This window comes from Ruegeria arenilitoris, assembly GCF_013035315.1.
Taxonomy (GTDB): domain Bacteria; phylum Pseudomonadota; class Alphaproteobacteria; order Rhodobacterales; family Rhodobacteraceae; genus Ruegeria; species Ruegeria arenilitoris_D.
Genome location: NZ_WQHP01000001.1, coordinates 40,139 through 54,591, shown reverse-complemented (window position 1 = coordinate 54,591; position 14,453 = coordinate 40,139). Strand labels below are relative to the sequence as shown.

15 protein-coding genes are annotated in these 14,453 nt (G+C 59.0%); 5 read left to right on the top strand and 10 right to left on the bottom strand.

Features of this window, described 5'->3' with window-relative positions:
• Positions 1-7: 7 nt before the first annotated feature.
• The 5 genes from GOV53_RS00270 to GOV53_RS00250 all read right to left on the bottom strand — a co-directional run bounded on the left by GOV53_RS00270 (position 8) and on the right by GOV53_RS00250 (position 4,652).
• Entirely contained in the window at positions 8-1,093 is a 1,086-nt protein-coding gene (locus GOV53_RS00270) for an ABC transporter ATP-binding protein (protein WP_170463363.1), read from the bottom strand.
• 80 nt (positions 1,094-1,173) lie between these two features.
• Positions 1,174-2,220 (bottom strand): methyltransferase domain-containing protein, encoded by a 1,047-nt coding sequence (locus tag GOV53_RS00265; protein WP_170463361.1) that lies wholly within the window; start codon positions 2,218-2,220, stop codon positions 1,174-1,176.
• Between the two features lie 105 nt (positions 2,221-2,325).
• Entirely contained in the window at positions 2,326-3,438 is a 1,113-nt protein-coding gene (locus GOV53_RS00260; protein ID WP_170463359.1) for a hypothetical protein, read from the bottom strand.
• A 2-nt stretch (positions 3,439-3,440) separates the two neighbouring features.
• The gene (locus tag GOV53_RS00255; RefSeq protein WP_170463357.1) at positions 3,441-4,220 is read right to left on the bottom strand and encodes an SDR family oxidoreductase; all 780 of its coding nucleotides are present in this window, start codon (positions 4,218-4,220) and stop codon (positions 3,441-3,443) included.
• Positions 4,221-4,289: 69 nt separating this feature from the next.
• On the bottom strand, positions 4,290-4,652 hold the full coding sequence (locus GOV53_RS00250; protein ID WP_170424366.1) for a nuclear transport factor 2 family protein: 363 nt from the start codon (positions 4,650-4,652) through the stop codon (positions 4,290-4,292).
• 108 nt (positions 4,653-4,760) lie between these two features.
• Between GOV53_RS00250 and GOV53_RS00245 the strand changes: the two genes are divergently transcribed.
• The 3 genes from GOV53_RS00245 (at position 4,761) to GOV53_RS00235 (ending at position 8,982) form a co-directional block, all read left to right on the top strand.
• Positions 4,761-6,368, top strand: coding sequence for a peptide chain release factor 3 (locus GOV53_RS00245; RefSeq protein ID WP_170463355.1), 1,608 nt, complete (start codon positions 4,761-4,763; stop codon positions 6,366-6,368).
• Positions 6,369-6,509: 141 nt separating this feature from the next.
• Positions 6,510-7,439, top strand: a complete 930-nt coding sequence (locus GOV53_RS00240; RefSeq protein WP_170463353.1) for a glycosyltransferase family 2 protein — start codon at positions 6,510-6,512, stop codon at positions 7,437-7,439.
• Between the two features lie 184 nt (positions 7,440-7,623).
• Positions 7,624-8,982: a DEAD/DEAH box helicase gene (locus tag GOV53_RS00235; RefSeq protein WP_170463351.1), complete on the top strand. Its 1,359-nt coding sequence runs from the start codon at positions 7,624-7,626 to the stop codon at positions 8,980-8,982.
• On the opposite strand, the gene GOV53_RS00230 is transcribed toward GOV53_RS00235, so the two are convergent.
• Genes GOV53_RS00230 through GOV53_RS00220 form a run of 3 tightly spaced genes read right to left on the bottom strand, consistent with a single transcriptional unit; the run spans position 8,979 to position 10,983 of the window.
• On the bottom strand, positions 8,979-9,881 hold the full coding sequence (locus GOV53_RS00230; RefSeq protein ID WP_170463349.1) for a DMT family transporter: 903 nt from the start codon (positions 9,879-9,881) through the stop codon (positions 8,979-8,981). The two genes, GOV53_RS00235 and GOV53_RS00230, sit on opposite strands and share 4 nt — an antisense overlap.
• A 21-nt stretch (positions 9,882-9,902) precedes the next feature.
• Positions 9,903-10,787: a fatty acid desaturase gene (locus GOV53_RS00225; protein WP_170463346.1), complete on the bottom strand. Its 885-nt coding sequence runs from the start codon at positions 10,785-10,787 to the stop codon at positions 9,903-9,905.
• Positions 10,780-10,983 carry a DUF2061 domain-containing protein gene (locus GOV53_RS00220; protein WP_170424354.1) on the bottom strand — a complete coding sequence of 68 codons (204 nt, stop codon included), beginning with the start codon at positions 10,981-10,983 and terminating at the stop codon, positions 10,780-10,782. The genes GOV53_RS00225 and GOV53_RS00220 overlap by 8 nt, the downstream gene beginning before the upstream one ends.
• A gap of 107 nt (positions 10,984-11,090) precedes the next feature.
• On the opposite strand from GOV53_RS00220, the gene GOV53_RS00215 reads away from it, so the two are divergent.
• Together GOV53_RS00215 and GOV53_RS00210 are read left to right on the top strand one after the other, a co-directional pair.
• A complete protein-coding gene (locus GOV53_RS00215; protein WP_170463344.1) occupies positions 11,091-11,954 on the top strand; it encodes a helix-turn-helix domain-containing protein in 864 nt (287 codons plus the stop codon).
• A gap of 94 nt (positions 11,955-12,048) precedes the next feature.
• Complete coding sequence (locus GOV53_RS00210; RefSeq protein ID WP_170424350.1) at positions 12,049-12,231, top strand: hypothetical protein; 183 nt, start codon at positions 12,049-12,051, stop codon at positions 12,229-12,231.
• Here GOV53_RS00210 and GOV53_RS00205 read toward each other — a convergent pair.
• Both GOV53_RS00205 and GOV53_RS00200 read right to left on the bottom strand, forming a co-directional pair.
• Entirely contained in the window at positions 12,228-12,989 is a 762-nt protein-coding gene (locus GOV53_RS00205) for an SDR family oxidoreductase (RefSeq protein WP_170463342.1), read from the bottom strand. The genes GOV53_RS00210 and GOV53_RS00205 overlap by 4 nt on opposite strands.
• Entirely contained in the window at positions 12,986-14,449 is a 1,464-nt protein-coding gene (locus GOV53_RS00200) for a carnitine 3-dehydrogenase (RefSeq protein ID WP_170463340.1), read from the bottom strand. The genes GOV53_RS00205 and GOV53_RS00200 overlap by 4 nt, the downstream gene beginning before the upstream one ends.
• Between the last annotated feature and the right edge of the window lie 4 nt (positions 14,450-14,453).

Below are 14,453 nucleotides of genomic sequence, written 5' to 3'. Positions count from 1 at the left end.
CCAGACCCTAAACCGGGAATACGAAACACTTGTCGCGCCGGATTGTCAGCCACATCACCCGCCCCGGACTGGGGACAAAGACATTTGGAACAGTGGCTTTGAGGATCGAGCCGTCATAGTCCATTCGAAACTCGACAAGGCTTTCATTACCCAGAAACCGTGCCCGTTCGACCACTCCCCGCGCGGCAACGCCGTCGGTCGGCGTAGGCAATGGCCCCTTGCCATTGCGGTCAAAATCCAGGCGCACATGCTGAGGGCGGAATACAATCTCGACATCGGTATTGTCGGGTACACCCGGTGCCAGAAACTGCCCAAAGGGCGTTTCCGCCAAAGCTCCATTCACTTTGGCGGGCAATACATTGACATCACTAAAGAAAGCGACCGCAGCTTTGTCCGCCGGTCGGGTGTAAACATTGTAGGGCGCGCCTTGCTGAACGATTTTTCCGCGGCGCATCAGGGCAATCTCGTCGGCCATGCGCATCGCCTCTTCGGGCTCATGCGTGACCAGTACAACCGCCGCGTCCTCTTCTTTCAGGATCGCCAGTGTCTCATCCCGGATACCGTCGCGCAAGCGGTTGTCGAGGCCCGAAAACGGTTCGTCCATCAGCATGATCCGCGGACGCGGGGCCAAGGCACGTGCCAGAGCGACCCTTTGCTGTTCGCCACCTGACAGATGATGCGGGTATTCGTCGATAAAACGCATCAGATCGACCTTGGTCAGCAACTCTTCGACGCGGGCGCGCTTTTCGTCCCTGTGCCCCTTCAGGCCAAAGGCCACGTTGTCGGACACGCTGAGATGCGGAAACAGGGCAAAGTCCTGAAACATCAGGCCGATCTCACGCCGCTCGGGCGGAACCCGAAACACCGTATCGCAGATCAGCTTGCCATCGACATAGATTTCACCGGATTCCTGCATCTCGACACCGGCGATCATACGCAGCGTCGTGGACTTGCCGCAGCCCGACGGGCCCAAAAGACAGGTCACCTGCCCCGCCTGCACCGTCAGCGAGACATTGTCCACCACGACCCGCCCCTCATACCGGGCGATCAGGTTTCGGATTTCCAGCCGAGGAGGAGTTGCGTTTTCTGTCACCGATGGACCCCGTTGCCTTTCCCGATCAATTCCATCGGGCTTAGGCGGGGATAACAACCCCGCCCCTCAGGCGCAAGAGATCAGCAGCACCCGCCCGATGCGGCCTCACCCGTCGCTTCAAACGGGCTTTCGCCGCCGCAGCCTTCGAAGATTCCATAATGGGTTGAGAAATCGCCGATGAATTCAAAATGCCGGGCAAACCGCGTGTCTTTCAGCATCATCCAGGTGTTGCCGCAGACGGGAAACACCTTGCCCGCCTCAATCGCGTGGTGGTCATCCAGTTCGAACAAGTGCGGCGCGTTCGGGATGGTGCCCTTGTAAATCACGGCCTGACCGTAATCCTCACACGCAGGCTCAAGCTCGGGCAGTTTGAACAGACGGTAAGTCGCCGACAGGAAGTTCAAGGGCGCGACACGCTCTTCCAGAACCGGATTCTCGATGGTCAACGGACGGTGCGTGACGCGGCGCGGATCACCAAAACCGGCCTTGCGGGACATCGACAGGAAGTCGTTCCAATACAGCGCACCCGACAGGCACTCACCGTACAAGACCTCATCTTCAGCCATTTCCTGCGGCACGCGACGGTCTGCATAGACGTCCGAGAAATACATCTCGCCACCGTCTTTCAGCAGCCGATGCGCGCCACGCAGGACGGCGTCTTTGTCGGTGGCCAGGTTGATCACGCAGTTCGACACGATGATGTCGAAAGACCCAGGCTCAAGATCCAGCTCATCCAGCTTTTCGATATAGCCGTGGTGGAATTCCACATTCGACGCCGCATGCCCAAACGCCTGCGCGTGATAGTCCTGATGCGCGCGCGCGACGTCCAATTGCTCGGGCGTCATGTCCACGCCCACGACGCGGCCCTTTTCACCCACCATTTCCGACAGCGCGTACACATCCCGCCCGGCACCACAGCCAAGGTCCAGAATGCTCATCCCTTCAAGGTCCAGCGGCGCGATCAGGCCACATCCATAGTAACGAGTCAGCACGTCGTCATGGATTTTCGACAGGGTCTTCTTGAGGTGATCCGGCATGTCATCCGGAGTGCAGCACGCGTTGGTCTGCAAATCCGCGCTGCCCTGCAGGACCTCGCCATAGTAATTCTGCACTGACTCATGCTTCATCGCGGCTACCCTTCTGTCTGATCGCTGCCTAGCAGCTAATGCAGCGCCGGGCGTGGCGCAATCCGAGCATTTGCGATCTGACGAAAGCGTGAGGATATCTGGGCACTAAGCCAGCAGTTCGAAGTCAACACCCGCGCGGACCTGACCGTTCACCTGTATCTCTAGCCGATGCGCGCCGGGGACAAGTTTGAACGTAGTCGCGTCGCCCTTGAGCTTGTGTATTTTGCTCAGCGTCAGAGCACCATCCTTCAGCGCGGCCTGCTTCAACTTGTGAACTTTGGCTGAGGTTTTTCCGCCAGGGCGCTGAAAATGAACGATATAATCAACCAGAACGGGCTGACTTCCTGCCCCGCTCAACGCCACATCAAACTCCAGCGCCTCGCCGATCCGTGCTTCGCCAGTGATTTCAATATCCGCGCGGATATCGGCCTCCGGGTCGAACCCCAGCATTTTCATCGCGCGCGGATGACCGGATTTCACAAGCCCACGTAAGGTATGAGTGGTCATCCACTCCAACTCTGCGCGGTCCTGCTGTCCGTCTTCGGCCCAGACCTGTAATCGGTCCAACACCAGATCGGGGTCTTTCTTCGTGATATCGTTCAGGTGGTTCGCGACAGACCGCGTGACATACCGGGTACCATCGGCATGAAGCCGGTCCAGCAATGGCAGCGGATCGCTTAGGTCCAACCCCACCGCCTGCCCCCATGGCAATCGCGGGCGGGTGCCCTCACTGACCAGACGGCGCACATGATAACTGTTATGGGCGCACCACGCCTCCATCTGGGACAGCACTAGGTCCGGGTAGGCTTTCAGGAACGGGCGAATGGCCCATTCCATTGAAAACCTTTGAGTAATCTCTTCCAGCACATCCAACGCCAGCTCTGGATGATCCAGACCCACAGCAACAACCCAGTCGCCCAAAGGCGCAAAGATGAAATCACCAAAGTCGTCATCTGTCTTGCTGGGGTCCAAAGGCGGCGGCAAGGAGCGCAGCAACGTCGGTGCGACGTCGGGCAGATCACCGGGAATGGCCTGTTGCAGGCACTCAGCGATCCAGGCCATCCGCTCTTTCAGCTCAAGGTCCAGCAGGCGCGACATGACCTGCGCGTGAAACGCACAGGCGTCAAAGGACGCGTCAGCACCGGCAAAAAGCCCGGCCAGATAGCGGGTCTTTTCGTCGTTAAACAGCTGATCCTTGAGCGAAAAGTTCTGAGCCATTGTTAAATCGTCAGGTTGGTCGCGCCGCCATCCAGCAGGATGTTTTGCCCGACGATGAACCCGGCATGTTGGGAGCACAGGAAGGCGCAGGCGGCACCGAACTCTTGCCGAGTACCGTAACGGCGCGCTGGGATCGTCGCCTCGCGTTGTGTCCGGGCCTCGTCAATTGAGATCCCTTTTTGCGACGCAACTCCGCCGTCCAACGAATTGGCCCGATCTGTGGCATGAATACCGGGCAGCAGGTTGTTGATCGTCACACCCTTGGGTGCGACCTGACGCGCGGTCCCGGCCACATAGCCGGTCAGACCAGTGCGCGCCGCGTTTGACAGGCCCAACGCGGGGATCGGAGCTCGTACCGATTGCGACGTAATGTTGACCACCCGGCCCCAGCCCTTGTCCATCATGCCTGGCAGCAGCGCCTTCATGAACGTAATCGGGGTCAGCATGTTGGAATCCAACGCCTTGATGAAATCGTCGCGATCCCAGTCCGACCACAAGCCCGGAGGCGGACCACCCGCGTTTGTCACAAGAATATCAACACCCTGCGCTGCTTCGATCACCTGCGCCTGCCCCTCGGCCGAGGTCACGTCGCAGGCAATGGTCTGAACCTGAACACCATGCGCCGTTCGGATGCTGTCGGCGGACGCTTCCAAAGCGTCGGCCCCACGCGCATTCATCACCAGATCGACACCCGCTGCGGCCAAAGCCTCGGCACATCCCAGACCCAAGCCCTTGCTGCTGGCGCAAACCAGCGCGCGTTTTCCTTTGATTCCCAGATCCATCCGATCCTCCCTGTCTTTGCCGCACATCTAGCACCAGCCTTTCAGGGAAGACCAGAAGCCGATCGTGGATCAGTAAAAGAACTCTTCCCGTACGATCTTGCCATCCGCGACGTGATAGATTGCCACCTCGCGCATATCGAAGCTGTCACCGCTTTCCTTTACGGTTCCGCTTACTTCGAAGATCACGGCAAAGCGGTCGTCGCCGTGCAGGAACGGATCGCTCACCGACGCGCCGGTCACATCATGCGCGCCTTCCCACCACTCATGCTTGCCCCGGATCGCATCACGGCCCGCGGCTTCGCGCCCCATGCCCATGGCATCGGCTGCTTCAACTGAAACGGCGTCTGTGGCATAAAGCTTGTCCAAGTTTTCCTTGGCGCGACCTTCCCGGCATCCGGCGACTAATTCTTCTGCAATTTGCTTCAAATCCATTGGGCTTCTCCATTATTTGTTCACTATTTGTTCTCATTGCCACATGCAGACGATTCTGAACAGCCCTTTGTCTTGCCTCGGCAGGATTCCCCGCATATACGCGCGTTCATGCTTGATACCGCCTCGAACCAACCCGTTTTGCCGCCCGAGATCGCTCGGCGCCGGACATTCGCCATCATCTCGCACCCGGATGCGGGCAAGACGACGCTGACTGAAAAGTTCCTGTTGTACGGGGGCGCGATTCAGATGGCCGGTCAGGTGCGCGCCAAGGGTGAGGCCCGGCGCACGCGGTCAGACTTTATGCAGATGGAGAAGGATCGCGGTATCTCGGTTTCGGCATCGGCGATGTCGTTCGATTATGGGGACTTCCGGTTCAATCTGGTGGACACGCCCGGTCACTCGGATTTCTCCGAAGATACCTATCGCACGCTGACCGCCGTGGATGCGGCCGTGATGGTCATCGATGGCGCGAAAGGTGTGGAAAGCCAGACGCAGAAGCTGTTCGAGGTCTGCCGCCTGCGCGATCTGCCGATCCTGACCTTCTGTAACAAGATGGACCGCGAAAGCCGCGATACGTTCGAGATCATCGACGAAATTCAGGAAATGCTGGCCATCGACGTCACCCCTGCCGCGTGGCCTATCGGTGTCGGGCGCGATTTCATCGGCTGCTATGACATGCTGCGTGACCGGTTGGAACTGATGGACCGCGCCGACCGCAACAAGGTGGCCGAAAGCATCGAAATTAACGGTCTTGATGACCCCAAGCTCGCCGAACACGTACCCGAGCATCTACTGGACAAGCTGCTGGAAGAGGTCGAAATGGCGCGCGAACTGCTGCCTGCCCTTGACCCACAGGCCGTTCTGGAAGGTCACATGACCCCGATCTGGTTCGGCTCGGCGATCAATTCGTTCGGGGTGAAAGAACTGATGGAAGGCATCGGCGCTTATGGTCCGCAACCTCAAATTCAGTCCGCCGAACCTCGCCAGATCGCGCCCGATGAGAAGAAGGTCGCCGGCTTTGTTTTCAAGGTGCAGGCCAATATGGACCCCAAGCACCGCGACCGGGTGGCGTTTGTCCGCATGGCCTCGGGGCATTTCAAGCGCGGCATGAAGCTAACCCATGTGCGGTCGAAAAAGCCGATGGCGATTTCGAACCCCGTATTGTTCCTCGCCTCTGACCGGGAATTGGCCGAAGAGGCCTGGGCGGGTGACATCATCGGCATCCCCAACCACGGCCAGCTACGCATCGGTGATACGCTGACCGAGGGCGAGGCGCTACGCGTGACCGGCATCCCCTCCTTCGCGCCGGAACTGCTGCAAACCGTCCGTCCGGGCGATCCAATGAAGGCCAAGCATCTGGAAAAAGCCCTGATGCAATTCGCCGAAGAAGGCGCGGCCAAGGTGTTCAAACCCTCGATCGGATCGGGCTTTATCGTGGGCGTCGTCGGCGCACTGCAATTCGAAGTACTCGCCAGCCGGATTGAGATGGAATACGGCCTGCCCGTCCGGTTCGAGGCGTCTCAGTTCACCTCCGCCCGTTGGGTCAGCGGTGACAAGGCCGAGGTCGACAAATTCGTCAACGCCAACAAGCAACACATCGCGCATGACCATGACGGCGACATCGTCTATCTGACACGCCTGCAGTGGGACATCGACCGCGTCGTGCGTGACTATCCCGAGCTGAGCCTGACGGCCACAAAAGAGATGATGGCGTGACGCAACTAGCTGATTGCACAGGGAAGATACCCTGTGCAAGCTTGGGCGCATGACCGACACAGTCCTGATGCTATCGCGCTGCTTGCCAGGCGTTTGTGCTGAGAAAACCCGTTGGCAACGCGCCGATGGTACAGGTGGGTCATGACCACTTGGGGGATCGTGTCCATGGTTCGCGGCCCGACCAGGGACATCCTTGGTTTCGCCGCCCACCACCTCGATCTGGGTGCGGACTATCTGTATATCTACTTGGACGAACCCAACCGGCAGGCGCATCGAGCGCTGCGCAGGCATCCAAAGATCAGGGCGCGAATCTGCGACGACGCCTTCTGGGAAAAACGCAGTCGAAACCGACCCGAGCGGCATCAGGTGCGCCAGACGCTGCACGCGACATTCGCCTATCGCAACACCGATCTGGAATGGCTGGCGCATATCGATGTCGATGAGTTTCTGTGGTCCGACAAGCCCATCAAAGAGCAGCTTCAATCGGTTCCTGAAGAAAAACCAGCCGTCCGTGTGCGACCGATGGAGGCCATGGCTGGCGGCGAGGATTTGTACAAGGCCCATATCCCAAGTGGGCCAAACCGCTCGGCGCTGGTGCAGTCACTATACCCCAACTATGGTGAATTTGTTCTGGGTGGGTTCCTCAGCCATGTTCAGGGCAAGCTGTTTGTTCGCACCGGCATGGAAAAGCTAAACTTCCGCATCCATAACCTGTTCCAAAACAAAGAGCTTTTGCCCTGCAAGTTCGAACTGCCGGGGTTGGAGCTGTGCCACCGACATGCTCCGGACTGGGATCACTGGATGGCCCACTATGCGTTTAGAATGGACCGAGGATCGTATCAGCCCGGCATGTCCCCCAACGTCCCACGCGAATTGGGCGGGCTGAACAAGAACGAACTGTTCAGCTGGATCGAAGAAGAACAAGGCCCTGCCAGCTTGCGCGCCTTTTACGATGAGATCAGCGGTGCCGACCCCGACGTCCGTGCGCGGTTGCAAGAATACGGTCTGATCCGCCACAGGCCCTTGGATCTGGATGCCAAGATCGCGAAACACTTTCCCGGAAGCTGCTGAATTGTTGCGAAAAATCAGCAGCGACCTTTGGCGACGTTAGGTTAAAGGCTCTTCATTTGACCCTGCCTCATGATTTTGTTATGTCCGCGCAAAGCCGAAATGTGCCTGACAGCGCATGGCCATCCGGGCCCGGCATTCCATTGACGCGCGGGCCAGGTCTAGTGTCCGCAAAAACCGGACATACATGACAAAATTTAACGAACTGAACCTGAACCCGAAGGTCCTCAAAGCCATTGAGGAAGCTGGATACGAAACGCCCACTCCGATTCAGGAGGGCGCCATCCCCCCCGCGCTTGAAGGGCGCGACGTGCTGGGGATCGCACAGACGGGTACTGGCAAGACCGCCAGCTTTACCCTGCCGATGATCACACTGCTGGCCCGTGGCCGCGCGCGTGCGCGGATGCCGCGTTCGCTGGTGCTGTGCCCGACGCGGGAACTGGCTGCGCAGGTCGCGGAAAACTTCGACACCTACACCAAGCACCTGAAGCTGACCAAAGCGCTGTTGATCGGCGGTGTCAGCTTTAAGGAGCAAGAGGCGCTGATCGACCGTGGTGTGGACGTGCTGATCGCCACCCCGGGCCGTCTGCTGGACCATTTCGAGCGTGGCAAGCTGCTGCTGACCGGCGTGCAGATCATGGTGGTGGATGAGGCTGACCGGATGCTGGATATGGGCTTTATCCCCGATATCGAGCGCATCTTCTCGCTGACGCCCTTCACCCGCCAGACGCTGTTTTTCTCGGCCACCATGGCGTCTGAGATTGAGCGGATCACCGACACCTTCCTGTCCGCCCCGGCCCGGATCGAGGTCGCCCGTCAGGCCACCGCATCCGAGACCATCGAACAGGGCGTGGTCATGTTCAAAGGCGGTCGCCGTGATCGCGAGGCCAGCGCCAAGCGCAAGACCCTGCGTGCACTGATCGATGCCGAAGGTGATAAGTGCACCAACGCGATCATCTTCTGTAACCGCAAGACAGACGTGGATATCTGCGCGAAGTCGCTGAAGAAATATGGCTATAACGCAGCCGCCATCCACGGCGATCTGGACCAGTCGCAGCGTATGAAAACGCTGGACGGGTTCCGGGACGGCTCCCTACGGTTGCTTGTCGCGTCTGATGTGGCCGCCCGAGGCCTGGACATCCCGTCGGTTAGCCACGTGTTCAATTTCGACGTCCCCGGCCATGCCGAGGACTACGTGCACCGCATTGGCCGTACGGGTCGAGCGGGACGTGAAGGTAAAGCCATCACCATCTGCTCGAAGCGTGATGAAAAGGCGCTGGATGCGATCGAAAAACTGATCCAGAAGGACATTCCGCGGATCGAAAACCCGATCAAGGAAGAGCCCAAGGACGAAGCGCCGAAGCCCGAGAAGAAAGCCAAATCTTCCGAAGGCAAGAAAATCGACAACAAACGCGGCGACCGTAAGAAGGACAAGGATTCCAAAGGTCGTGGCCGCCGGGACGACGGCGGACCAGCGGTTGTCGGCATGGGCGATCACCTGCCCAGCTTCATCGCCCTCAGCTTTGATGAGCGTCGCGCTGGCTAAATCGCCAGCACCAGCGCCAGTATCGATACACCAAGCAATGCCATCCCGGCGATCTCACGCCGGGTTATGCTTTCCCGGAAAAACAGGATCGAGGCAAACAGGCTGAGGATCAGCTCTACCTGCCCCAACGCTTTGACATAGGCTGCGTTTTGAAGCGTGAACGCCAAGAACCAGCAGAACGATCCGCAAAGGCTTGTGATTCCGACAAAAACGCCGGTCTTGCGCGTGTCCCAAACCGCGCGCAGTTCTGCCCTATCGCGCCACAGCAGCCAGAGCCCCATGCTAAGGAACTGGAACGAGACTACAACAGCCAGCGTAATCAACGCACGGTACCAGGCATCTATGTCACCCAGTTCCAAAGATGCACCGCGATAGCTGACGGATGAGAAGGCAAACAGAACGCCTGACCCCAACCCAAGGCGCGATGCTCGGTTGGTGAGGTTCGCCCACCAAGCCCCGTCACCACCGGGATTTTTTGATAGCAGCAGAACCGCCATCAAACCCAGAACGATGGCAAACAAGGCACCCGTCGAAACCTGGTCGCCCAACACCAGAAAACCGACGATGGCTGTTTGGATAACCTCAGTTTTTTTGAACGTGATACCTACCGCGAAGTTGCGCTGCTTGAACAAGGCCACCACACAAATGGTCGCCAGAATCTGCGTCGTCCCGCCGATCATTGCAAACAACCAGAACCACCCGGTCAAAGGCGGCAGGCTGAAACCCGTGATCTGCATCGCCACGATTAATCCCAGCACCGCCAAAGGCATGGAGTAGGCAAAGCGCGCAAATGTCGCGCCCGCCGCCGAGAGTTTCACAGTGCTGAGCGACTTTTGCAGCATGAACCGCACGGTCTGAAACGTAGCGGCGGCGATGGTGACGGGAATCCACAAACTCATGGACTCTCTTGTGTCGGCAAATCAACCCTTTGGCCAGAGCGGATGCGCCACCGGATCTTTCGCGCGCCAAAAGTACGAGCGGAAAACCTGCCCGTAAGAGCGGTAGACATAGGCCTCGTTGCTGGCCAGATAGCGGTCCTTTCCAGCGCGATAGAGCGCTGGCAACCGGTACCACGGGGCGCCTGGATTCATGTGATGAACGACGTGTAGATTGTTGTTCAAAAACAGAAACGCCAAAATCCCCCGATCTTCAACGATCACGGTGCGGGCGCTGGAATTCTCATGCGCCCGGTGTTCCAGAAATGTGCGAATCTTGACCAGCCCCAGCCCAATGTAAGCCGATAAAACAAAGGCCCAAATCGGCATCGGGGACAGAGAGACGATCCACAGAACGACGGCCACCCCAACCAAATGAAGCGCCCAAGCTTGCAGTATGACCCCGTCCCCACGCATGGCTCCGCGCAGCTCATCGCGTAGAAACGTGTACTGACCTATCGCCGGCCCCAGAATCATACGCCCAAATAGCGTGTTGTTCGCCCGCAGCAGTTTCCGTTGCCAGCCGGTCAGAGCGTTCCAAACCTTGGGGTCCAGATAGTTCGACTCGGGGTCGTCATAGGGATCGGTCAGGGTCGCATCGCGGTGATGTGCCAGATGCAGATCGCGGAATCGATTGTAGGGGATGAACAAAGTCAACGGCAGCGCCATCAGGGCCTCATTCAGCCATCGGGCGCGAAACGGGTGGCCATGCAGTGCCTCATGAGTCAGCGACGAATGCAGCGCTGCAACCAGCCCCATGGCCGGGATTGCCAGCCAGATCGGCAATGCAAAAATCACCATGAGCCATGCCGCATAGCATGCGAGGATCAGGGCGAACGTGCCCCACTCGGGTCCCGGACGCTCAGACATTGCGACCCCACGAGATCCCGGCCCAGATACGTTCGTAAATTACGTACATGGTCAGGCCGATTGCGGTGTTAACAATCGCCAGTGTCCCGCCTACTGCTGCCGAGCCCGTCGCGACCAGACCCACCACCGTCATCACGGCCAAGCCCATCGCATTCCACAGCACTGCCTTCACGACCGATCTTCGTCGCGTTTCCATTCCGTCACCCATATTGTTGTTATGGTTTAAGAATTACGGATCGCGGCGTAGGTTGAAAATTCTGAATATGATTAACAAAACTCATCATCTGTGATATTTTTCATCACATGCAGGATAAAATAGACAAACGAGACCGTGCCGCGCAGTTCCGACTGCGCCTTGCCCGCGCCATGGAAGAACAGCACGTCAGCCAAAGCGCCCTTGCGCGGAATATCGGCGTTGACCGCTCGACCGTTTCCCAATTGTTGACCGGTGAAGGCGCACGCTTGCCGAATGCCCATGTGGTCGGCAGCTGCGCCTCGGCGCTTGGGGTGTCGGCGGATTGGTTGCTTAGCCTGTCGGATCGACCCGAAAGCGCGGCCGAGTTGCTGGCCAGTTCATTGACAATGACCAAGGCCCCGCGCGCGCTGGTCGATGAACGCATTTTCGAGTGGCACAAAGAGGCTGCCGGCTACAAGATTCGTTATGTCCCGGCCACCCTGCCCGACATGTTGAAGACACGCGCCGTATTGGAATGGGAATACGCCCCGCATCTGGGCCGCACGGCAGATCAAGCCATCGGTGCATCGGCCGATCGCCTGACATGGATGCGCAGCGCGCAATCGGACTATGAAATCGCGATGCCCCTGTTCGAGTTGGACAGCTTTGCTCGCGCAACTGGCTATTACGAGGGCCTTTGCCCCAAGATCCGCCTGAACCAGATTGACCACTTGCTGGCGCTGTGTGAGCAGCTTTATCCCCGGATGCGCATCTATCTGTTCGACGCCAAACGCCTCTACTCAGCGCCAGTCACCATCTTTGGTCCTCTGCTCTGCGTGTTCTACGCAGGCAGCCACTACATGGCCTTTCGCGACCGCGACCGGATCGAGACATTTACCCGTCATTTCGACACGTTGGTGCGCGAAGCGGATGTGACTGCCCGGGATTTCCCCGACCACCTTCGGCATCTGCGGTCGGCGATTCCCGCCTGAACCTAATCCTAGAGATGCAAGCTGGGTCATCCTGTGCTACTGTCGTTTGGCGCGAACCTTCAGGCAATCCGATCCCAGACGGAGGAGGACAGGAATGGACGCACTGAAAACCGCTCAATACGCCCGAGCCCTTTATTCGGCGCACGGAGATCAGGCCGAGGCGGAAGCCGCGCAGAAAATGCGCGAATGCGAAGCCGCCGGGAACATGGACCAAGCCCGCGATTGGCAGGCGGTCCGCCAGTCGATCCGCCAGATACGCGGTCCCAATCAGGGTTAAACCTTTGGGTCCGGGTTGACCGTATGACCGTCGACGGCAATCACCTGCCCCGACACCAATCGGGCTGCGTCTGAAGCCAAGAATACCGCCATATTCGCGATGTCACGACCTTCGACGAAGCGCCCCATCGAGGTGCCCGAGGCGTACCCCGCATAGACCTCATCCCGGGTCATTCCCTTGGCCTGCGCCTCGCGGTGCAGCACGCCCTCCATCCGGGGGCCCTCAACCGCGCCCGGACAGATGGCGTTGCAGCGTATACCGTGCGGGCCCAGCTCCATCGCCAGGGTTTTGGCCAAACCGATCATCCCCCATTTTGCCGCCGCATATGGCGCGCGATTGGGATAGCCATATTGCCCGGCAGTTGACGACGTGATGACCACCGCCCCGCTGCCTTGGCGCTTCATCAGCGGAGAGGCGTATTTGGCACACAGAAATGCCCCCTCAAGGTTTACCGCAAGACACAAACGCCAGTCCTCGAGCGCAACGTCTTCGACCAGAGCCGTCGGACCCGCGATCCCGGCGTTGGCGCAAAGCGTGTCCACCCCGCCCCATTCCGCTTCAATCTCACCGAACAAGGCAGCAACCTCTGCCTCATCCGCGACATTCACCTCACATCGCCGCCAATGATCGGGGCAGTCAGACAAGGCCTGATGATCGACATCCGCCACCCAAACCTGCGCGCCTGCGGCGTCAAACGCCTCGGCCATGGCACGGCCAACGCCCGAAGCGCCAGCCGTGATCAGAACACGCCCGCTCATGCCGGTTTACGGATCGCGGCCCCGGCACCCTCGGGGTACGGCAAACCAGCTTGTGCTTCGACGATACGGGCCATCGCCGCTTCGATCTCGGCCGATGGGGCGCTGGGACGGCGGGTTTCCAAACTGACATGCAGCAAGAAGCTCTCGCCCGTGGCCAGCAGCTTATCCCCTTCATACATCGAGTGGAAAACGTGCAGCTTTTTGCCCTGCCCCAGCAGCATCTGGGTCCGAACTTCGATCTTCGCACCCGCATGCACTTCGTCGATATACCGGATGTGGTTTTCAGCCGTGAAGTAACTGCCGCCTGACGAAATGTAATCCGCGTCACAGCCGATGATCTCCATGAACCGGTCGGTGGCTGCGGCAAAGGCCTCCAGATAACGCGCCTCGTTCATGTGGCCGTTATAGTCGGTCCAGTCCAGCGGAACGGCCCGCGCAAGTGTCAGGATCGGCTGGCTCAGGTCTGCCTGTTCGATTGTCGGCAAGGCACCGGGCTTCAGTGCAGCATCATGCTGGTTCAGGATAGCGCCAGCACCCCAGTTTTGCGCCTTCAACGCCCGCATCATCCCGACAAGGTTGTTATCGCGAATCCGCTCCAGTTCACGGATCGAGTGCATCCCCGACTGCGCATCCGACTGATCCGCGATCATATCGACCAGTTCATCCGTGAATTCCGGCACATCCATCAGCTTGGTCCAGGGCCATTTCAACGCCGGGCCAAACTGCGCCATGAAATGCCGCATCCCGGCCTCACCGCCCGCCACACGATAGGTCTCGAACAGGCCCATCTGCGCCCAGCGTATGCCGAACCCCATGCGGATTGCTTCGTCGATCTCTTCGGTCGTCGCGATACCATCCTTGACCAGCCACAGCGCCTCGCGCCAAACAGCCTCGAGGAACCGGTCAGCAATATGCGCGTCGATCTCTTTTTTAACGTGCAGAGGGAAGAACCCAACCGATTTCAACAGTTCTTGCGCCCGCTCGATCATTTCAGCGGGGTTCTTGTCGGTCGGCACCAGCTCGATCAACGGCAACAGGTAGACAGGGTTGAACGGGTGCGTCACCACGATCTGTTCCGGGCGCAGAGCACCATCCTGCAGTTCCGACGGTTTGAATCCGCTGGTTGATGAGCCGATGATTGCGCCTGGATCACAAGCTTCTTGCAACCCCTTGTAAACCTTCAGCTTCAGGTCCAAACGCTCTGGCACGCTTTCCTGAATCCAGGCCGCCCCCTGAACGGCGTCGGCGATATCGTCGTGGAACGTCAATGCGCCCTCAGCAGGCAATGGCACATCGCTGAGCCCCGGCAACGACCGACGCGCATTGTCCAGAACCTCACCTATCTTTCGCTCAGCCTCGGGATCCGGGTCGAACACCCGGACGTCCCAGCCATTCAGAAGGAACCGGGCGGCCCATCCGCCGCCAATCACACCGCCGCCAATAATCGCCGCTGTTTTCATAGTC

Coding starts and splice junctions, on each gene's coding strand:
- GOV53_RS00265 (WP_170463361.1), bottom strand. CDS start 2,220: ATGAAGCATGAGTCAGTGCAGAATTACTATGGCGAGGTCCTGCAGGGC.
- GOV53_RS00260 (WP_170463359.1), bottom strand. CDS start 3,438: ATGGCTCAGAACTTTTCGCTCAAGGATCAGCTGTTTAACGACGAAAAG.
- GOV53_RS00255 (WP_170463357.1), bottom strand. CDS start 4,220: ATGGATCTGGGAATCAAAGGAAAACGCGCGCTGGTTTGCGCCAGCAGC.
- GOV53_RS00250 (WP_170424366.1), bottom strand. CDS start 4,652: ATGGATTTGAAGCAAATTGCAGAAGAATTAGTCGCCGGATGCCGGGAA.
- GOV53_RS00245 (WP_170463355.1), top strand. CDS start 4,761: ATGCTTGATACCGCCTCGAACCAACCCGTTTTGCCGCCCGAGATCGCT.
- GOV53_RS00240 (WP_170463353.1), top strand. CDS start 6,510: ATGACCACTTGGGGGATCGTGTCCATGGTTCGCGGCCCGACCAGGGAC.
- GOV53_RS00235 (WP_170463351.1), top strand. CDS start 7,624: ATGACAAAATTTAACGAACTGAACCTGAACCCGAAGGTCCTCAAAGCC.
- GOV53_RS00230 (WP_170463349.1), bottom strand. CDS start 9,881: ATGAGTTTGTGGATTCCCGTCACCATCGCCGCCGCTACGTTTCAGACC.
- GOV53_RS00225 (WP_170463346.1), bottom strand. CDS start 10,787: ATGTCTGAGCGTCCGGGACCCGAGTGGGGCACGTTCGCCCTGATCCTC.
- GOV53_RS00220 (WP_170424354.1), bottom strand. CDS start 10,983: ATGGAAACGCGACGAAGATCGGTCGTGAAGGCAGTGCTGTGGAATGCG.
- GOV53_RS00215 (WP_170463344.1), top strand. CDS start 11,091: ATGCAGGATAAAATAGACAAACGAGACCGTGCCGCGCAGTTCCGACTG.
- GOV53_RS00210 (WP_170424350.1), top strand. CDS start 12,049: ATGGACGCACTGAAAACCGCTCAATACGCCCGAGCCCTTTATTCGGCG.
- GOV53_RS00205 (WP_170463342.1), bottom strand. CDS start 12,989: ATGAGCGGGCGTGTTCTGATCACGGCTGGCGCTTCGGGCGTTGGCCGT.
- GOV53_RS00200 (WP_170463340.1), bottom strand. CDS start 14,449: ATGAAAACAGCGGCGATTATTGGCGGCGGTGTGATTGGCGGCGGATGG.